19 protein-coding genes are annotated in these 17786 nt (G+C 66.0%); 10 read left to right on the forward strand and 9 right to left on the reverse strand.

Annotation, left to right across the window (positions count from 1 at the left end; genetic code table 11):
- Both GKC28_RS20085 and GKC28_RS20090 read right to left on the reverse strand, forming a co-directional pair.
- The coding region (locus GKC28_RS20085; protein WP_174148783.1) for an aspartate/glutamate racemase family protein at window positions 1-741 on the reverse strand (741 nt) is incomplete at its 3' end.
- Between the two features lie 32 nt (window positions 742-773).
- Window positions 774-1793, reverse strand: a complete 1020-nt coding sequence (locus GKC28_RS20090) for a D-cysteine desulfhydrase (protein WP_174148784.1) — start codon at window positions 1791-1793, stop codon at window positions 774-776.
- Between the two features lie 122 nt (window positions 1794-1915).
- Here GKC28_RS20090 and GKC28_RS20095 point away from each other — a divergent pair, with 122 nt between their 5' ends.
- A complete protein-coding gene (locus GKC28_RS20095) occupies window positions 1916-2812 on the forward strand; it encodes a LysR family transcriptional regulator (protein WP_174148785.1) in 897 nt (298 codons plus the stop codon).
- On the opposite strand, the gene GKC28_RS20100 is transcribed toward GKC28_RS20095, so the two are convergent.
- Window positions 2807-3691 (reverse strand): LysR family transcriptional regulator, encoded by an 885-nt coding sequence (locus tag GKC28_RS20100; protein WP_174148786.1) that lies wholly within the window; start codon window positions 3689-3691, stop codon window positions 2807-2809. The genes GKC28_RS20095 and GKC28_RS20100 overlap by 6 nt on opposite strands.
- A gap of 214 nt (window positions 3692-3905) precedes the next feature.
- Between GKC28_RS20100 and dctP the strand changes: the two genes are divergently transcribed.
- The 5 genes from dctP to GKC28_RS20125 all read left to right on the forward strand — a co-directional run bounded on the left by dctP (window position 3906) and on the right by GKC28_RS20125 (window position 8511).
- On the forward strand, window positions 3906-4889 hold the full coding sequence (gene dctP, locus GKC28_RS20105; protein ID WP_174148787.1) for a TRAP transporter substrate-binding protein DctP: 984 nt from the start codon (window positions 3906-3908) through the stop codon (window positions 4887-4889).
- Between the two features lie 74 nt (window positions 4890-4963).
- Window positions 4964-5473 (forward strand): TRAP transporter small permease, encoded by a 510-nt coding sequence (locus GKC28_RS20110; protein WP_174148788.1) that lies wholly within the window; start codon window positions 4964-4966, stop codon window positions 5471-5473.
- Window positions 5473-6774, forward strand: coding sequence for a TRAP transporter large permease (locus GKC28_RS20115; protein ID WP_174148789.1), 1302 nt, complete (start codon window positions 5473-5475; stop codon window positions 6772-6774). Before GKC28_RS20110 ends, GKC28_RS20115 begins: the two co-directional genes overlap by 1 nt.
- A complete protein-coding gene (locus GKC28_RS20120; protein ID WP_174148790.1) occupies window positions 6774-7544 on the forward strand; it encodes an alpha/beta fold hydrolase in 771 nt (256 codons plus the stop codon). Before GKC28_RS20115 ends, GKC28_RS20120 begins: the two co-directional genes overlap by 1 nt.
- A gap of 94 nt (window positions 7545-7638) precedes the next feature.
- Complete coding sequence (locus GKC28_RS20125) at window positions 7639-8511, forward strand: DUF1206 domain-containing protein (protein WP_174148791.1); 873 nt, start codon at window positions 7639-7641, stop codon at window positions 8509-8511.
- Window positions 8512-8522: 11 nt separating this feature from the next.
- Here GKC28_RS20125 and GKC28_RS20130 read toward each other — a convergent pair whose 3' ends face one another.
- The 4 genes from GKC28_RS20130 to GKC28_RS20145 all read right to left on the reverse strand — a co-directional run bounded on the left by GKC28_RS20130 (window position 8523) and on the right by GKC28_RS20145 (window position 11340).
- A complete protein-coding gene (locus GKC28_RS20130) occupies window positions 8523-9407 on the reverse strand; it encodes a PhzF family phenazine biosynthesis protein (protein WP_174148792.1) in 885 nt (294 codons plus the stop codon).
- Complete coding sequence (locus tag GKC28_RS20135) at window positions 9407-10555, reverse strand: peptidoglycan-binding protein (protein WP_174148793.1); 1149 nt, start codon at window positions 10553-10555, stop codon at window positions 9407-9409. The genes GKC28_RS20130 and GKC28_RS20135 overlap by 1 nt, the downstream gene beginning before the upstream one ends.
- 141 nt (window positions 10556-10696) lie before the next feature.
- Complete coding sequence (locus GKC28_RS20140) at window positions 10697-10921, reverse strand: DUF1150 family protein (protein ID WP_174148794.1); 225 nt, start codon at window positions 10919-10921, stop codon at window positions 10697-10699.
- Window positions 10922-10926: 5 nt separating this feature from the next.
- A complete protein-coding gene (locus tag GKC28_RS20145; RefSeq protein WP_019298576.1) occupies window positions 10927-11340 on the reverse strand; it encodes an Hsp20 family protein in 414 nt (137 codons plus the stop codon).
- A 181-nt stretch (window positions 11341-11521) separates the two neighbouring features.
- Between GKC28_RS20145 and GKC28_RS20150 the strand changes: the two genes are divergently transcribed.
- Window positions 11522-11746 (forward strand): YdcH family protein, encoded by a 225-nt coding sequence (locus tag GKC28_RS20150; protein ID WP_174148795.1) that lies wholly within the window; start codon window positions 11522-11524, stop codon window positions 11744-11746.
- Between the two features lie 187 nt (window positions 11747-11933).
- Here the strand turns inward: GKC28_RS20150 and GKC28_RS20155 are convergent, their stop codons facing one another.
- Complete coding sequence (locus GKC28_RS20155) at window positions 11934-13973, reverse strand: FAD-dependent oxidoreductase (protein WP_174148796.1); 2040 nt, start codon at window positions 13971-13973, stop codon at window positions 11934-11936.
- 236 nt (window positions 13974-14209) lie between these two features.
- Between GKC28_RS20155 and GKC28_RS20160 the strand changes: the two genes are divergently transcribed.
- Window positions 14210-15493, forward strand: a complete 1284-nt coding sequence (locus GKC28_RS20160) for a uracil-xanthine permease family protein (RefSeq protein WP_174148797.1) — start codon at window positions 14210-14212, stop codon at window positions 15491-15493.
- Between the two features lie 39 nt (window positions 15494-15532).
- Here GKC28_RS20160 and GKC28_RS20165 read toward each other — a convergent pair whose 3' ends face one another.
- Complete coding sequence (locus GKC28_RS20165) at window positions 15533-15847, reverse strand: DUF1272 domain-containing protein (RefSeq protein ID WP_174148798.1); 315 nt, start codon at window positions 15845-15847, stop codon at window positions 15533-15535.
- Between the two features lie 270 nt (window positions 15848-16117).
- Here GKC28_RS20165 and purE point away from each other — a divergent pair, with 270 nt between their 5' ends.
- Window positions 16118-16606, forward strand: coding sequence for a 5-(carboxyamino)imidazole ribonucleotide mutase (gene purE / locus GKC28_RS20170; RefSeq protein ID WP_174148799.1), 489 nt, complete (start codon window positions 16118-16120; stop codon window positions 16604-16606).
- Window positions 16599-17675 (forward strand): 5-(carboxyamino)imidazole ribonucleotide synthase, encoded by a 1077-nt coding sequence (locus GKC28_RS20175; protein ID WP_174148800.1) that lies wholly within the window; start codon window positions 16599-16601, stop codon window positions 17673-17675. Before purE ends, GKC28_RS20175 begins: the two co-directional genes overlap by 8 nt.
- Window positions 17676-17786 lie beyond the last annotated feature (111 nt).

A 17786-nucleotide genomic window follows, 5' to 3' on the forward strand; every position in this document is an offset into this window, starting at 1 on the left:
ACACGCCCCCCTAGCCCCCCCCCCGGGCGTCTCACCGTGCCGCACATCCTGCATGGCAAAGCCGACAACGGCCCGGCAGGTTTCGTTCAGCGCGTCAAACGCCGGAACATCCGCCTCCAGACCATCGAACAACAGCGAAAATTCGGTGCAGGCGGTCACGATGCACTCCGCCCCCTCCGCCTGCAGCCCGGCCGCCAGCGCGCCCAGCCTTCGGCGGTAGAGATCCGTGACGCCCTCTGCCTTGATCGTCTGGATCAGGTCCAGAACCTCGTCCTCGTCTCCGCAGTACAGCGGCTCCAGCCCGCGCGCCCTCGCAGGCGCTTCGTAAATCCCGGTGATCCGGACGGCGGGCGATGCCAGAATGCCCGCCTTCCGCACCGGCAGCCCCGATGCCTTGATCGCTTCGGGCACCGCCTCGATCATGCTGATCAGGGGAATGCCGCAGGCGGCGGTGATGGCCGGCGCATAGAAATGCGCGGTATTGCACGGCATCACCAGCGCCCTGGCCCCCATGGCCTCCAGCTGCTGCGCCATCCCGGCCAGCACCGGGGCCGGGTCCGGCCCGGTGCCGCGGATCAGGTGTTCGATCCGCGACGGCACCTGCGGATTGCTGTTCACCAGCAGCTGGATATGGTCCTGATCACGTGCCGCCGGGGTGCAGCTGATGATGCGCTGCATCATCAGCACCGTCGCTTCCGGCCCCATGCCGCCAAGGATGCCTATGGGTCTGGGCGTGCTCATGTCTTCTGCCGGTCCCTCCATCAAGGGTCAGATCAGGCGGATTTCCAGCGGCCCGCAAAGTCGAACGCGCTGTCGTAGCCGAACAGCGCCGCCGCGCCGCCGGTATGCAGGAATACCACCCGCTCGCCTTTCTTGAAATGGCCCTTGCGGATCAGATCAATGAAACCGGCCGCCCCCTTGGCGGAATAGACCGGGTCCAGCAGGATCGCCTCCAGCTCGGCAAACATGCGGATTGCCTCCAGCCCGCCCTCGGTCGGGATGCCATAGCCGTCGCCGACGTAGTCGGTATTGGCCACCACATCCTCGCGCTGCACAACCCCGGCGCAGCCGAGCTTCTCCGCCGTGGCGCAGGCCAGGTTGTAGACGTTTTCTTCCTGTTTCGGCTTTGGCGCCCGGACACCGATACCCAGAAGCGGGATTTGCGCGTTCATTGCCTTGAGGCCAGTGATCAGCCCGGCCTGGGTTCCCGCAGAGCCGGTGGCATGAACGATATGGTCGATCTTCAGCCCGTCGGCATTGGCCTGCTGCAGGATCTCGAAGGCGCAGTTCACATAACCCAGCGCGCCGGTCGGGTTGGAGCCGCCGCCGGGGATCGTGTAGACTTTCCTGCCATCGGCGCGGAATTTCTCGGCCACGGCCTCCATTTCGGCATTCATGTCCAGGCCGCCGGGGCGTTTTTCAGTTGTGGCGCCGTGCAGGTGGTCCAGCAGCACGTTGCCATTGTTGTTGTAATTCGCGTTGTCGGATCCTGTACGGTCTTCCAGCAGGATGTGGCAGTCGAGGCCCAGCTTAGCGGCAAAGGCGGCGGTCTGACGGGCATGGTTCGATTGAGTGGCGCCCTGGGTCATGACCATATCGGCCCCTTCCAGCTCCGCCTCGGCCATTAGGAACTCCAGCTTACGGGTCTTGTTGCCGCCGGTGGACAGGCCGGTGCAGTCGTCCCGCTTGATCCAGATCTCGGGCCCGCCCAGCTCCTTGCTCAGACGGTCGAGCCGCTCCAGCGGCGTGGGCAGATGCGCGATGAAACGGCGGGGGAAGCGGGCAAGATGCATGGGACTCTCCTAACGTGGATTTTCCGCAAGTTACCCAGCCTCAACGCAGTAAACTAATGCAAAATTCGCACCATAAATTGCCATTCTTGCATGTTCCAGGGTTTTCCAAGTAACCTGCCGCCATGCAGCTGGACTGGATCGACGACATACTTGCGGTGATTGACACCGGCTCTCTGGCGCGCGCGGCAGAACAGCGCCTGCTGACCCAGCCCGCCTTCACCCGGCGGGTGCGCGGCATCGAAACCCGCCTCGGCGTCAATCTGTTCGACCGCTCCCGCAAGCCGGTGACGATCCTGCCCGGCGTTATGGCGATGGAACCTGAGCTGCGCGAGCTCAGCGCCCGCCTGCGCCGCCTGGAGCACGACCTGAAGGTGTCGGTAGAAAGCGGCGGCCGCGGCGTCGCCTTTGCCTGTCAGCACGCGATCACGGCAACCATATCGCCCTGGATCGTGAAGCTGCTGACCTCGGCGCAGGACCAGCCGGTCCGGGTGCGTTCCGGCAACCGCGATGCCTGCCTGATGCAGCTGCTGTCCGGCGATGCGGATTTCGCCGTCGCTTATGACTGGACCGGCGGCGGAAATCTGGCCCTGCCCGATGCCTTCGGCACCCGCGCACTGGGAACCGATCAGCTGGTGCCGGTGGCGGCGCCCTCCCTTTGGCCCGCGCTGGATCAGGCGGAAATCCCCGCAATCACCTACCCGTCCGATGTCTTTCTCGGCCGGATGGCAAGCCACGCAATTTATCCGAGGCTGCCAGAAGGCACTGTCCTGTTGCCCAAGGCCGAAACCGCGCTGACGCTGGCGGCTTGCGAATACGCTCTGGACGGGATCGGCGTGGCCTGGCTGCCCCTGAGCCTGGTCAGGCCGCATCTTGAAGCCGCCCGCCTGCTGCGTGTGCCCGGCCTGCCCGCGGAAGAGCTGAGCGTGGTGATGATCCGCCTCGCCGGGCGCAGCAGCCGCCAGGAGGAAGCGGTCTGGCGCCTGCTGGGCGATGCGCCGGACTGCCCCGGCCTCTCATAGCGCCTCCCACACCTGCCGCCCGGTCTTGTCCAGCCGCTCCAGCGAGCAGAACAGCGACAGGGTCAACTGCGCCTGCCAGGCAGGGCCGCCAACCTGAACCACCCGCCCGGCGGCCAGCTCCGCCGCCACCACGCTTTCGGGCAGCCAGGCGATGCCGCTGCCGGACAGCATCCGCCGCTTGATGGCCTCGGTCAGCGCATCCATATAGCGCAGCGACAAGGGCGGCGTGCGGCTGCCGATGGTCTGATCGACCACAGACCCAAGGAAGCTGCTGGGGTCATAGCCCAGGTAGGGAAACAGCCCGCGACCGCCGCTGTCCAGATCCCAGCGCCCCGCCCTCGCCGCGGCGGCCTCGGCCACCGGCAGCATCAGCTCAGTGCCGATATCCTTGCGCGCGAATTGCGCCTCATCGAACACCGGCTGCACGTCCTTGTGCCGGTAGTACAGCAGGAAATCGCAGGTGCCTTCCGACAGCAGCTGGCAGCAGGTGCGCAGGTTGTCCGAATAGATCCGCACCCGCAGGTTCGGAATGCTGTCCTCCAGTTCGGCAATCCGCAGCGACAGGTAATTGACTGAGATCGTATGCAGCACCGCGACGCGCTGAAACGCGGTGCTGCCCTGCTCCTGCGCCCGCAGGGTCTGGCGGATGTCGGTCAGGTCCGACACGGTTTCCAGCGCCACCGGCAGAAACTGCTGGCCCGCCTCGGACAGCTGCACCGGGTAGCTGGAGCGTTTGATCAGCGGCACGCCCATCCAGATTTCCAGAGATTTGATCCGCCGGCTGAAGGCCGACTGGGTGATGTTCCGCTCCTCCGCAGCGCGGGTAAAATTCAGCGTCCGCGCCAGGCAGATGAAATCCCGCAGCCAGTTGATGTCCATCTGAGCCCTCCCGTCCAGCACCAAGATACTGGAAACAAACATCTATGCATGTTCCGCATAGTTTAATGAAATATTTGAGTTGGCCTAGCCCGCGCAGTCCCCCCTAGCCTTTTGCTCAGGCATCCCAGGCCCCGGGCCAAAACCGCAAAGGAGGGAGCCAAGGGTCCGGCGGCGCAAAAGCCGCCGCAATGACCGGAAATCAAGGGAGGAACGAATGATCAGAACGACAACATCCGCGGTTGCCCTCGCGGCTGCCCTGGCCGCAGGCGCGGCCTCCGCCGAGACCACGCTGCGCCTCAGCACCTATGTGAACGAATCTGACATCCGCTATCAGGGATTCACCCATTTCGCGGATCTCGTCGCGGAAAAGACCGGCGGCTCCGTCAAGGTCGAGGTGTTTCCCTCCGCCACGCTGCACGGCTGGTCCGAGGGCGTGGATTCCGTTCAGGGCGGCGTCTCCGACATCAGCTGGATCAACGCCGACAACCGCCTGCCCTGTTACGCGGTCACCTCGCTCTACCCGGCCGAGGTCAGCCTGGAGGACCAGACCGGCCTCGACGCCGCTTATGCTGAACTGATCCGGGATGAGGCCGCAAACGCCGGCCTGGTGCCGCTGTTCAACTCGAATTACTCCTACGATCAGGAATGGTGGTTCGAAGAACCGATCAGCGACATCGGCAAGCTTGACGGCAAGCTGGTGCGCTCCATCGGGCCGCTGGTCAGCATGATGATCGAGACCTGGGGCGGCGAGCCGGTCTTCGTGGCGCCCAAGGAAGTGTTCCAGTCGGCCGAGCGCGGTGTCGTGGACGGCATCAACATGGGGGTCGCCACCTACAGTTCCTGGAAGCTGTGGACCGTGATGCCCTACATGATCAACGCCAACCTGTTCTACGGCAACATCCAGTACATGATGAACAAAAGCAAGTTCGACGCCCTGACCGCAGAGGAACAGGCGGCTCTGACTGCTGCGGCGGCAGAGACCGAAAAATGGCTGCAGCCGCGCTATGAGGCCTGGGTCGACCAGCAGGTCGGCAATGCGGTCATGCAGGGCGGCGGTGCGGCGGTGTCCATTCCGGACGAGCAGCGCGAAGCCCTGATCGCCAGCGTCAAACCCAAGTGGGATGAAACGGTGAACGAGGCCTGCGGTGCGGAAATGGCCGACAGCATCCGCTCCCTGCTGGCAAGCCACGCGCCCTGAGGCTCCCCCCGGCCCGGCGGCGCGGCCCATTGCCCGCCGCCGGGATCTGAGCAACCCCAACAAGGAGCCCTGTCATGGATGACGGTCTCGACCGCCTGATCCGAGCCGTGGAACGCGCCGTCGTCTGGCTCGCCGGTGCAGGCGCCGCTGTGGTTCTGGTCCAGATGCTGTGGATCTCCTACGGCGTCTTTGTGCGCTACGGGCTGGGCAAGCCCGACCGGATGGTGACCGAAGCCACCGCCCTGCTGCTGTTTCCGGTGGCCTTTGCCGGCCTTGCCTACGCACTGCGCGAAGACGCCTTTCCCAAGGTCACGATGATCACGGAGCTGCTCCGCCCCGGCGCCCGGCGGCTGCTGGATATCGTGAACCACATCCTGATGCTGGGTGTCGGCAGTTTCTTTGCCTATGCCGGGGTCAGCGCCACGATCCGCTCCTTCAATTCCGGCGTGGCCTCCGAAATCCTGCACTGGCCCCGCTACCTGTTCTGGGCGCCCGGCGCCGCGGCGCTGGTGCTCTTTTCCCTTTACGCCGCGCTGCGCCTGGTCCGCCTGATCCGCCGCCCGGCCACGGCAGGAGTTCTCTGATGGAATGGTATACGGTCGGCCTCGGCCTCTTGGGCCTGTTGATGCTGTTCATCACCATCGGCCTGCCCATCCCCTTCGCCCTGGCGGCGGCATCGCTGCCGTTCCTCTGGCAGATCCAGGGCTGGAAAACCTCCATCGTCTCCTCCGAGCTGAAGCTCTGGGGCGTCTGGATCGACTACATTCTGCTGGCGGTGCCGCTGTTCGTCTTCCTGGGCGAACTGATAGGGCGCTCCAGTATCGGCCCCAACCTCTACCAGTTCCTGCACCAGGGCGTGCGGATCAAGGGCTCAGCCGCCTATGGCTCGATCGGGGCCAGCGCCGGCTTCGGCGCGGTCTGCGGCTCCTCGATGGTGGGGGCGCTCACCATCGGCGGCGTCGCGCTGCCGGAAATGCTGCGGCTGGGCTACGGCAGGCGCCTGTCCAGCGGCGTGCTGGCTGCAGGCGGCACCCTGTCGGTGCTGATCCCGCCCAGCCTGATCCTGCTGTTCTACGGCATCGTCACCGACCAAAGCATCGGCGACCTGTTCATTGCAGGTGTTATCCCCGGGCTGATCCTGGTCTCCAGCTTTGTGGTGGTGGTGCTGGTCTGGGGCATGATGAAGCCTGAGGACATCCCCGGCAGCGAAGACGCCGCGAAAATGCCGCTGAAGATGATCCTCAGCACCATCGGCCCTGTTGCGCTGATCGGCCTGGTGATCACCGTCGCCATCTATGCCGGGATCGCCACCCCGACCGAGGCCGCCGCCGTCGCCGCCCTGCTGACAGTGGTGCTGGCCTTCTGGGTCGGCGACCTGGGCTGGTCCGGCTTCAAGGGCGCCATCTTCGCCACCATGCGCACCATGGGCTACCTCGGGCTGCTGCTCTCGGCCGGCGTGCTGTTCGGCTTCGTGCTGACCTATTACCGGGTGCCGCAGCAGTTCACCGACCTGTTCCTGTCGTTTGAGCTGTCGCCCTACACGGTTCTCGCCATCGTACTGGTGTTCTACATCCTACTCGGCATGTTCCTGGAACCGGTGTCGATGACCTTCATCACGCTGCCGACCATCTACCCGCTGATGGGCGCAGCCGGCTTTGATCTGATCTGGTTCGGTGTCGTCTATACCATCACCATGGAAATCGCGGTGCTGACGCCGCCGGTGGGGCTGAACCTCTATGTGATTCAGGCCATCGGCCGCGAACAGGTGAGCATCGGCGACGTGATCATGGGCTGCCTGCCCTTCATCGCCGCCATGATCCTGCTCATCTCCATTCTCATCCTGTCGCCCGATGTGGCGCTGTGGCTGCCGGAGCAGATGCGCTGATGCCGGACCTCCCCTATCTGCGCGCCGGAACCGGCCCGGTTCTGGTGCTGGTCCACGGCTACCTGGGCGGTGCCGCCCAGTGGCAAAGCGAGATCACTGCCTTCAGCGGCGGCTACGATGTCATCGCGCCCAACCTTCCGGGCTTTGCCGCCGCCGCCGGCCTGCCCGGCTGCAGCACCATCGCCGCAATGGCCGAGGCCGTGCTCGCCCTGCTCAACAGCCTGGGCATTCCGGAGTTCATCCTGATGGGCCATTCTATGGGCGGCATGATCGCCCAGGAAATGGCGGCGGCCCGGCCGGCAGCGGTGCAGAAACTGATCCTCTACGGAACCGGCCCGCTCGGCCTGATGCCGGACCGGTTCGAACCCATCACGGTCTCGCGCGAACGGCTGCTTGCCGACGGCGTGGCAAAAACCATCGCGCGCATCGGGGCAACCTGGTTCAAGGCCGGCAGCACGGCGCGCGGCTACCCGCTGCTGACGGAAATCGGCGCCCAGGCCAGCCCGCAGGCCGCGCTGGCCGCGCTGCAGGCAATGGCCGATTGGGACGGGCGCCAGGCGCTGCCGCGGCTGACCATGCCGACGCTGGTGGTCTGGGGCGATTCCGACCGCTCCTACCGCTGGCCCCAGGTGGAATCGCTGTGGACCAACCTGCCCAATGTGCGCCTGTCGGTTGTGCCCGGTGCCGCCCATGCGGTGCACCTGGAAAAGCCCGCCCTGTTCCACTCCCTGATCCGTGATTTCCTGCAGGAAGGCTGCGGCGCGGACTAGGGCCAGCCGCGGCCAATGGCGCCGTCAGGAACTTTCTGCCGGTCCAGGCGTTAATCTCAGGCCCGACCTCCCGCGCAGCAGTGAAAGGCCTGGAATGCCTCCCAGCTCCCGCCCGCCCGGCATCCGCAGCAAGCATCTGAAAGATGAAACACCCGGCCATTTTGCCTGGGCGGTGCCGGTCATGCGCGCAGGCTACGCCGGGCGCGGTCTGGTTTACCTGCTGGTGGCCGGCGCCTCGCTCCGGTCGATCTGGAACGGCGGCGACGCCGAAGGCACCGGCGAGGCGATGGGGCGTCTGCAGGGCCTCCCGGGGACCGCCGTGCTGGTGCTGATTGCGCTCGGCATGTTTGCCTATGCGGCCTGGCGCGCCGTGGACAGCATCTGGGACCTCGAAGACTACGGCAACGCCCCCAAAGGCCTGATTGCCCGGGCCGGGATGATGACCACCGGCCTCGTGCATCTGGGCCTCGGCCTTTTGACCGTCACCGTGCTTCTGGGGCGCTCCGAAGGGCTCGGCGGGACAGGCCTTGTCAACCGCCTCCTCGCCGCCACTGCCGGCCAGGCTGCCATCGGCACCGCCGGCGCGCTGACGCTCGGTGCAGGCGGCTACTACCTGCACAAGGCCTGGACCGAAGGCTACCGCAGCCACCTCAAGGGAAACCCGGCGACCCTGCATCTGAACCTGGTGCTGAAGGCCGGAATGGCCGCGCATGGCGCCGTGATCGGCATCATCGGCCTGCTGATGCTGCGCACCGCCGCCTATGCCTCCAGCCGCCAGGCCGGCGGCATCGGCACCGCGTTAGACTGGCTGCAGGACAGAACCTACGGCCAGCTGCTGGTGACCCTCCTGTGCCTCGGCCTCTTGGGCTTTGCGCTGGTGTGTTTTGTCAATGCCGCCTGGCGCATCGTGCCCAAGGCGGACGACCGGGGCATCCGGTCGCTGAAAGACATGCTGACCGCCCCCTAGCCGCCGCAGCTTTACACAGTATCCGGCAGCTCCACCGCCCCGCGCATCAGCACGAAGCCCTCGCCAGCTACCCGCACGCCCTCGATCGCATCCGGCGCGCCAACCCGTGCCACCCGCGCCTGGCCCGGGCGGCCCATGCCGTGGCCCTGCTCGGCGGTGAATTCTGCCTTGCCCATCAGGCTATGCTTCCACAGATAAGACGCCATCGCGCCGGTCGCAGACCCGGTAAAAGGATCCTCCGGTGGGCTCGGCGGCGCCATCAGCAGGCGCGAGAAGGTGTCGCCCGCCTCCGTCGCCCCCTCCAGCACCACCAGAAACGGCTCCATCATGTCGATGCCGTCAGCGCCCAGCGACTTGCCCAATGCGGCCAGCGCCTCCAGGTTCAGCTCCGCCGCCTCCAGCGCGGCGCGGTCGCGCAGCACGGTGACGCAGAACGGCAGCCCGGTGGAGACCTTCTGCGGCTGCCCCACAATCGCCTCCACCGGCAGCGACACCGCCGCCGCCACCAGTTCCGGGTCGGCAAAAGGCCCGAACTCCGGCGCAACCTGCGTCATCTCGATCAGATCGCCGTCCAGCCGCACCGGCACGATGCCGGCGCCGGTCTCCAGGGTGATGCTATCGCCCTGAAACAGCCCCCGGTCCCGCATCGCCGCGACTGTCGCAATGGTCGGATGGCCGGCAAAGGGGATCTCGCGGCTGGCCAGGAAATAGCGCACCTTGACATCCGCCACCTCCGACGGCCCGGTGAAGGTGCACTCCACCAGCGAGGTTTCCCGCACATAAGCGGTGCAGACCTCCACCGGAAGATGCGCGCCCTCATGCACCACCGCGCAGCCGTTGCCGCCGAACGCCCGGTCCGAGAAGGCATCCACCCAGTCGAAATCAAATTGTGCCATCACGAATTCCTCCGCCGCATTTTTGCTATGAACGCCCGCTCCGAGCCTGGCCGCTTGCGCAATTCCATCACCTGCGCCTCAAACTCTGCCATGCCAATACCAAAGGCGCCCTGAAACGCCTGATCCCAGCTTTGCCCGGCGCCGAGACTCCGCCAGAATCTGAACAACGTTTTCTCGCCGTTTACCCGGGTCAGGATATGAACCGCGTAGTGGGCGAAGTCGTAGTCGCCTTCGGTGCCGACCGTTTTGTGCGCCCGCATGCCACTGAGGCTCTTCTTCGACTTCAGCGACCTCTCACGCAGCTCCGAAAGACCCGGCGCGCGCAGGCGCAGGGCCCTCTTGCCGAACCGGGCCGCAACCACCTCGGCGCTGCCTTCCACCAGCCAGGCGGGCCCCATTCGGGCACGCACCGCGCGGCCGTTGAACCCTTCGGAGCGGGCGCCGCCCAGTTCGGCCTGAACCAGATGCATGTATTCATGCGCCATCATCGACCCCAGCCATTTGCGGGAGCGCTTGAGCCAGGCATTATCCGCCTGATGCGGATTGTCCCAGCAGATATACATAAACTTCAGGTAGGCCGCCCCCGCGACGCCGAAGGTGTTCCTGCAATGAGCGGCAATCGACGCATCCGGGTTGAAGCGCGCATTGGACATCTGGCTCAGCAGCCGGCGTACATACCCCTGGACCGTCTTGGTATCTCCTGCCGCTGCAATCCCGATATGCCCGGCCAGCACAATCCCGTATTCCTGGTCCATAAATCGCAGAACACGGTCATGCGCCTGCCGGATGCCCTTTTCCACATTGGGTGCATCCGCCAGAATCCGCACCGGCGCGGCTGACGGCAGATACCGTTTCAGACCGCTGTTCAGAGCCGGCAGCTCCCGGCACCAGTGTATGGCGGTTTTCGGAGCCAGTGGCGGCAGCCCGGCCAGCACTGCGGACCCGGCCTGCGCCCGCTTCAACGCCTGCCAGGCAGCCTTGGTCTGCTGAGTCAGCCGCCCGTCCGGCTGGCCCGGAGCATATCCCAGCTCCGCCAACTGCCGCTGCACGCAGGCCACGAACGGATCAGCACTTGCGGGTGCAGACAGGGCTGACAGCCCAAGCGCCAGCCACAGCGCCTGAACCAACGGGCGGAATTTCCTGAACATCAAATGCCTCTCCTGCTCAATCATCCGGTCAAAACAAATCAGGCCCCCAAAATGGGAGCCTGTCTGCAAAAACATCAAGCGGTTTCCCGCAACTGCGCCGGAGCCTGTGGCAGGATCAATGCACAGGTATCACAGCGGGGTTCAGTGCACCGGCACCGGTGTCATGTCATTCTGCCGCGCCAGCACAAAGGCCAGGCGGCGGTCGGCCACCAGCGCCAGCTGGCCGCCCTCGGCGTCGTGCACCGCATAAAGCTGCTCGCGCCCGCCGGCGCTCTGCTGCACCTCTTTGGGAAGATCCGCCACCGCAACCGCCTTCACATAGACGGTCCGGTCGCCGGCATCCTTGAAGTCAAACGGTGTATGCATTGCTCTTACCCCTTTCTGATACTGATTGTCTGGACCACGGTTTCCGGGCGCGCGCGGGTCAGATCCACATGCAGCAGCCCGTTCTCCATCACCGCCTCGCCCACTTCGACGCCGTCGGCCAGCACGAACATGCGCTGGAACTGGCGCGCCGCGATGCCGCGGTGCAGGAACACCCGACCCTCGCTGTCGTCGCGCTGGCGGCCGCGGATCACCAGCTGGCGGTCCTCGACGGTGATCGCCAGATCCTCTTCGGCGAAACCGGCCACGGCCAGGGTGATGCGGTAGGAATGATCGGAAGTCTGTTCGATATTATAGGGGGGATAGCCTTCGTTGCCCGACTTGGCCGAGCGTTCCAGGAGGCGTTCCAGCTGCTCGAACCCCAGCATATGCGGGTAAGAGCCCAAGGTTAGTTTCGACACGCTGTTCGTCCTTTATGCCAAAGCGACGGATATCCGCGGCCCCGCTTCCGGCAGCCGCTTCCCGAAGAATATGGGAAGTTCTTTCTGGTTTCACAAGACCATGTGCCCATAGGTCTAGCGGAAAAGCCCTTAACGAAGTATCTTCACCCTCACTTCATTCATCAGCCGAATTGAGTCGCCCATGAACGCACCTACAGATGTGTCGATGAAGACAGATGAGGTTTTGAAGGTCGAGTTAGAGGTTTTCCGCAGGCAGCACCGTGATCTGGACGAGGCAATCAGCGCGCTGGAAGAGCGCGGCACCGCCGATCAGCTGACGATCCGCCGCCTGAAGAAGCAGAAACTGATCCTGAAAGACAAGATCGCCTTGATCGAAGACCGGCTGACCCCGGACATCATCGCCTGACCCCGCGCCGGGCTGCCGGCGCGCCAGCCGGTGCCACAGCCGTACGGGCGAAAGCTGCAGAACGCAGCGGTTTCACTTGACTAAACAGGGCCTCCCGCCCCCTTCTCCGCGCAGGCAAGCTGCGCCGGGAGGCGTTGGGCCTGGCAGCGCGCCCGGCAGCGCGCTGCGGTCGTGCTATGCGGCTGTGTCAGAGATCCTTGCACAGCCGCAGCGCGTCATAGACGGCGGCGTGGATATTGCGCCCCGCCACCGCGTCACCGGCGCGGGCCAGCCAGAATTCCCCTGCGGGGTTCGCCTCTGCAAAGGGACTGCGGCCGGCAATCATTTTCTGATGGTCCAGCTGCCCCAGATTGCGCGATTTGGGCTTCAGCGCGTGGTACAAGTCCTCCGCCGGGGTGATCCCGTGCTCAGAGACCACATGGTCCGCGAGCCGTTCCTGCACCTCTCCGGTCAGCACATGGCGAAGGGTCACGCGCTTGCGGCTGCCCTCGGCAGCAACGGACACAGGCTCCAGCAGGCTCTCGAACGCCACCCCCTGCCGCGCCAGATCACGCAGAACCACAGCAGAATTGGTCGGCCCCAGATCATGCCCCGCCATCCGGTCCGGCGTTGCCAGCGTGACCGCGCAGCCCATCCGTGCCATCACATCCGCACAGACCAGCGCCGCGTGATCTCCGACCTCGTCCAGCAGCAGCACTTCGCCCGCCACCCGCGCCTCGCCGGACAGCACCTCCCAGCTGCAGGTCGCCAGATGCCCGCCCGGAATATCCAGCGGTTCCGGCCAGCCGCCGGTGGCCACGATCACCGCATCCGGGGCCCCCGCCAGCACATCCTCCGCCTCGGCATAAGCATTGAGACGCACATCGACGCCCAGCCGCTCCACCTCCGAGATCAGCCAGTCCGCCACGCCCCAGATCTGCCGCCGGGTCATGCCCTTGGCCGCCAGTACAATCTGGCCGCCAAGCCGAGCGCCGGCCTCAAACAGCACCACATCATGGCCGCGCTCTGCCGCCACCCGCGCGGCCTCCAGCCCCGCCGGGCCGCCGCCGGCCACCACCACCTTGCGCCGCTCCGCCGCCGGTTCAATCACATGCGGCATCAGCATCTCGCGCCCCGTCGCCGCATTATGGCCGCAGACCGCAGGCTTGCCCTGGTTGACCCGGTCGACGCAGTAGCCCAGCGCCACGCAGGGCCGGATGCGTTCCTCCGCGCCCTGCCGCAGCTTCTGCACCAGATAGGGGTCGGCCATATGGGCGCGGGTCATGCCGATCATGTCCGCCTGCCCCTCGCGGATCGCATGTCGGGCGGTGGCAATATCCGCCACCCCGCCGGCATGGAACACCGGCAGATCCACCGCCGCGCGGATCGCGCCCGCCACAGTCAGGTCCGGCGCCGCGGGCATCCCCATCGGCGCCACCCAGCCGGCCAGCCCCAGATCGTCATAGGGCGCGCCTGCCAGCACGTTCAGGAAATCCACCGCGCCGGTGGCGGCAATCTTCTGCGCTGCCTCAATACAGTCTGCCGCGCTGAGGCCGCCCTCCGCCAGCTCATCCCCCGTGACCCGCATGCCGAGGATCAGATCCGGCCCCACCGCCGCGCGCACCGCCTCCAGGACCTGCAGCGTCAGCCGCAGCCGGTTGCCGAGCGATCCGCCGTAGTCATCCTCGCGGGTATTCACCAAGGGCGACAGGAACTGCCCCAGCAGATGCGAATGCGACAGGATCTCGATGCCGTCGAAGCCGCCCTGCCGGCAGCGCTCCGCCGCAGCCGCGAAGTCCTTGATGACGCGGGAGATATCCTCCATCTCCATCATCTTTGGAAACGCCCTATGCGCCCGCTCCCGCCGCCCCGACGGCCCCAGAACCGGCAGCCAGTGGCCGTCGTCCCAGGCGGTGCGCCGGCCCATATGGGTGATCTGGCACATCACCGCCGCGCCATGCTTGCGCACCCCGTCCGTGAGCCGCTGGAACCACGGGATGATGCTGTCATCACCCGCATACAACTGCCCGAACACCGACGGGCTGTCCGGCGCGATATTGGTCGACCCGCCAATCATTGTCAGTGCAATGCCGCCCTTCGCCTTCTCCTCGTGGTACAGCCGGTATCGGTCGCGCGGATGGCCGCCCTCCTGGAACGAGGGTGCATGAGCCGTGCTCATGATCCGGTTGCGCAAGGTCAGATGGCGCAATTGCAAAGGCTGGAGGAGCGGGTCGGTCTGCTGGGTCATGAAGGAATTTTCCGGGCAAAATCTCCCCAGCAGAACAGCCGCCCGGCCGCCATCTGGCTTGCAGAAAACCGGCATCCCCCGGCCCCTGTTGCGACACCCTGTCCGCTGGCCGCAAAAACACTCTCTGACCGGATGGTCAAAGCCGCATTTTCCCATTAGGAGCACTGCAATTTTGCCCGCACCCCGGCAACACCCCGGTCCGGGCCAGCGTAAACACCTGAGATAAGAGCGAGACCATGACCGCCACCAGCGACCCCGCCGACGCGCCCGCCGCCCCCGGAACCGATTACAAATTCACCCCGAAACAAGCCCTTGTCGGCGCCCAGATGCTGTTTGTCGCCTTCGGCGCGCTGGTGCTTGTGCCGCTGCTCACGGGCCTTGACCCCAGCGTCGCACTGTTCACCGCAGGGCTTGGCACGCTGATCTTCCAGGTCGTTACCCGCGGCCAGGTGCCGGTGTTCCTGGCGTCCTCCTTTGCCTTCATCGCGCCGATCATCTACGGCGTGCAGACCTGGGGCATGGCGGCCACCACCGGCGGCCTCGCAGCAGCGGGCCTGCTGTATGTCGCGCTCTCCTTTGCCATCCGCGCCTTTGGCTCCGGCTTCCTGCACCGGCTGCTGCCGCCCGTTGTGGTCGGGCCCGTGATCATGGTGATCGGCCTGTCGCTGGCGCCGGTTGCGGTCAACATGGCCACCGGCCTCGCAGGCGACACCCAGGTGATGCCGCGCAACACCGCGCTCTTGCTCGCCGCCATTTCACTGGGCGCCACCATGCTGACGGCCATCCTCGGCCGCGGCATCATGCGGGTGGTGCCGATCCTGGCAGGCGTCGCCGCGGGCTACATCGCCGCGGTGGCCCTCAGCGCGATCACCGGTGACGCTCTGGTCAGCACCGCCCCGCTGGCGGACGCGCCCTGGTTCAAGGTCCCGGGCTTTGTCGCGCCCGAGTTCAACCTCGCCGCTATCCTGTTCATCCTGCCGGTCGCCATCGCTCCCGCGATCGAGCACTTCGGCGACATCATGGCGGTCTCCAGCGTGACCAAGCGCGACTACATGGAAAAACCCGGCATCCAGAACACCATGCTGGGCGACGGCCTCGCCACCGCCGCCGCGGGCCTTCTGGGCGGGCCGCCCAACACCACCTATTCCGAGGTGACAGGCGCCGTCACGCTCACCCGCGCCTTCAACCCGGCGATCATGACCTGGGCCGCAATCTTTGCCATCGCGCTGTCCTTTGCGGGCAAACTGTCCGGCGCGCTGTCGACCATCCCGATGCCCGTGATGGGCGGCATCATGATCCTTCTGTTCGGCATGGTCACCGTGGTCGGCCTGTCGGTCCTTGCCAAACTGGGCGAGGCGCTGTCGGAGGCCCGCAATATGGTGATCATCTCCACCGTGCTGATCATCGGCCTCGGCGGCCTGACGCTGCAATTCGGCGAAGGCTTCACCCTCGCAGGCATCGGCCTCTCCGGCGTTGCAGGCCTGCTCCTCAACCTGATCCTGCCGCAGCAGCGCGACTGATCCCGAAAAGACGCGGGGCCGCTGCAAAGGCGGCTCCGCTCACCGCTCCTCCGGCCGCAAGTGCCGGATGCGCTCCACATGCGCCGCAATATCTTCGCGGCTGAACTTCGAATGCACCCGGCGGGTTGACGCCGGATTGTTTCCCAGCCCCAGCTTCAACGCCTCCCGCCAGGCCCGTTTCGGCCGGATCGGCCGCGGCGCAAAGCCGCCGCCGCAGGTCGGGCAGACATTGTGCAGCACCCTCTCCGCACAGTCCGCGCAATAGGTGCACTCATAACTGCAAATCCGCGCCTCCCCAGCCTCCGGCGGCAGATCCTTGTCGCACAGCTCGCAATTGGGGCGCAGTTCCAGCATCGCAGTCTCCCTGTCTCCGCCGCCACCCTGCCGCGCTGCCGCTGCTAGTGCAAGCAACCCGCGCCGCGCCCCCGCGCGGCGCCACGCCCAACCGCGGGGGCGGTGCAGCTTGCCTGCATCCCCGCGCGGGCGGGAGCCGCCCCCTGCGGCATAGCGCCAAAGCCCCTGAATCCACGCAAATCCCGCGGTTTTCCCGCCCAAGCCGGATTGCGCAAAACCCAACATTCCCTATAGTGCGCGCTCCACAAGCCGCGACAGGAGCCACCAGCCATGGCCGACATCAAAGTGGGCATCATCATGGGCAGCCAATCCGACTGGCCGACCATGAAGGAAGCCGCCAATATCCTCGATGAACTGGGCGTTGAATACGAGGCCAAGATCGTCTCAGCCCACCGCACCCCGGACCGGCTGTGGAGCTACGGCAAATCCGCAGCGGACCGCGGCCTGCAGGTGATCATCGCAGGTGCCGGCGGCGCCGCCCACCTGCCCGGCATGGTCGCCTCCAAGACCCGGGTGCCGGTGGTCGGCGTGCCGGTCCAGACCCGCGCCCTCTCCGGCGTCGACTCGCTTTATTCCATCGTGCAGATGCCCAAGGGCTTCCCGGTTGCCACTATGGCGATCGGCGCCGCCGGTGCCGCAAACGCAGGCCTGATGGCCGCCGGCATCCTGGCGCTGCAGGACGCAGACCTCGCCCAGCGCCTGGACGACTGGCGCGAGGCGCTTTCGGCGTCCATCCCGGAGGAGCCTTCCGATGACTGACACCCTCGCCCCCGGCGCCACCATCGGCATCCTCGGCGGCGGCCAGCTGGGCCGGATGCTCTCGGTTGCAGCCTCCCGCCTCGGCTTCAAGACCCATATCTTTGAACCGGGTGCCAACCCGCCCGCAGGCCATGTCGCCGACCGCGTGACCAGCGCCGGCTACGAGGACGCCGAGGCGCTCAAGGCCTTCGCTGCCTCCGTCGACGTCATCACCTATGAGTTCGAGAACATCCCGACCTCCGCGCTGGATCTGCTGGAATCGCAAAAGCCGATCCGCCCGGGCCGCGAAGCGCTGCGCATCAGCCAGGACCGGCTGACGGAAAAGACCTTCCTGCAGGACCTCGGCCTCAAGACCGCGCCCTTTGCCGACATCACCGACCAGGCCAGCCTCGACGCGGCCCTGGCGGAGATCGGCGCGCCGTCGATCCTGAAAACCCGCCGCTTCGGGTATGACGGCAAGGGCCAAGCCCGCATCAAGGCACCGGAAGACGCAAGCGAAGCGCTTTCTGCCATGGCGGGTGCGCCCTCGATCCTCGAAGGCTTCGTCAATTTCAGCCACGAGGTCTCGGTCATCGCCGCCCGCGGCACGACAGGTGAGATCGCCTGCTTCGACCCCGGCGAGAACGTCCACCGCGACGGCATTCTTCACACTACCACCATTCCCGCACGCCTCAGCACCGGCCAGCGCATGGATGCGGTGCTGATGGCCGGCAAGATCCTGAACGCGCTGGATTATGTCGGCGTCCTGGGGGTTGAGCTGTTCGTGACGCCCGAAGGCCTGATCGTCAATGAGATCGCCCCGCGGGTGCACAACTCCGGCCATTGGACCCAGAACGGCTGCACCGTGGACCAGTTTGAGCAGCACATCCGTGCGGTTGCGGGCTGGCCGCTGGGCGACGGCCAGCGCCATTCGGATGTGGTGATGGAAAACCTGATTGGCGATGACGTCGACCGCATCCCGGAGCTTGCCAGGGAAACCGATTGCGCCATCCACCTCTACGGCAAGGCCGAGGCCAAGCCGGGCCGCAAGATGGGCCATGTGAACCGGGTGCAGAAGCCGCAGAACTGACGGATTGGGCCAGAGCCCCAATTCCCGGAGTGTTTCATACCATAAAGAAGCGGCTGGGCGGTAAAACCGGCCCAGCCGGTTTCACGCGCCGCAAAGAGGGCCATCCGGCCT

It is taken from the genome of Leisingera sp. ANG59, assembly GCF_013317235.1.
GTDB lineage: Bacteria > Pseudomonadota > Alphaproteobacteria > Rhodobacterales > Rhodobacteraceae > Leisingera.

Bases quoted from the DNA above. Each gene is read 5' to 3' on its own strand.
- GKC28_RS20125 (WP_174148791.1), top strand. From the start codon at position 7,639: ATGCCTCCCAGCTCCCGCCCGCCCGGCATCCGCAGCAAGCATCTGAAA.
- dctP (WP_174148787.1), top strand. From the start codon at position 3,906: ATGATCAGAACGACAACATCCGCGGTTGCCCTCGCGGCTGCCCTGGCC.
- GKC28_RS20110 (WP_174148788.1), top strand. From the start codon at position 4,964: ATGGATGACGGTCTCGACCGCCTGATCCGAGCCGTGGAACGCGCCGTC.
- GKC28_RS20130 (WP_174148792.1), bottom strand. From the start codon at position 9,407: ATGGCACAATTTGATTTCGACTGGGTGGATGCCTTCTCGGACCGGGCG.
- GKC28_RS20175 (WP_174148800.1), top strand. From the start codon at position 16,599: ATGACTGACACCCTCGCCCCCGGCGCCACCATCGGCATCCTCGGCGGC.
- GKC28_RS20150 (WP_174148795.1), top strand. From the start codon at position 11,522: ATGAACGCACCTACAGATGTGTCGATGAAGACAGATGAGGTTTTGAAG.
- GKC28_RS20140 (WP_174148794.1), bottom strand. From the start codon at position 10,921: ATGCATACACCGTTTGACTTCAAGGATGCCGGCGACCGGACCGTCTAT.
- GKC28_RS20165 (WP_174148798.1), bottom strand. From the start codon at position 15,847: ATGCTGGAACTGCGCCCCAATTGCGAGCTGTGCGACAAGGATCTGCCG.
- GKC28_RS20095 (WP_174148785.1), top strand. From the start codon at position 1,916: ATGCAGCTGGACTGGATCGACGACATACTTGCGGTGATTGACACCGGC.
- GKC28_RS20160 (WP_174148797.1), top strand. From the start codon at position 14,210: ATGACCGCCACCAGCGACCCCGCCGACGCGCCCGCCGCCCCCGGAACC.
- GKC28_RS20100 (WP_174148786.1), bottom strand. From the start codon at position 3,691: ATGGACATCAACTGGCTGCGGGATTTCATCTGCCTGGCGCGGACGCTG.
- GKC28_RS20115 (WP_174148789.1), top strand. From the start codon at position 5,473: ATGGAATGGTATACGGTCGGCCTCGGCCTCTTGGGCCTGTTGATGCTG.
- GKC28_RS20155 (WP_174148796.1), bottom strand. From the start codon at position 13,973: ATGACCCAGCAGACCGACCCGCTCCTCCAGCCTTTGCAATTGCGCCAT.
- GKC28_RS20090 (WP_174148784.1), bottom strand. From the start codon at position 1,793: ATGCATCTTGCCCGCTTCCCCCGCCGTTTCATCGCGCATCTGCCCACG.
- purE (WP_174148799.1), top strand. From the start codon at position 16,118: ATGGCCGACATCAAAGTGGGCATCATCATGGGCAGCCAATCCGACTGG.
- GKC28_RS20120 (WP_174148790.1), top strand. From the start codon at position 6,774: ATGCCGGACCTCCCCTATCTGCGCGCCGGAACCGGCCCGGTTCTGGTG.
- GKC28_RS20135 (WP_174148793.1), bottom strand. From the start codon at position 10,555: ATGTTCAGGAAATTCCGCCCGTTGGTTCAGGCGCTGTGGCTGGCGCTT.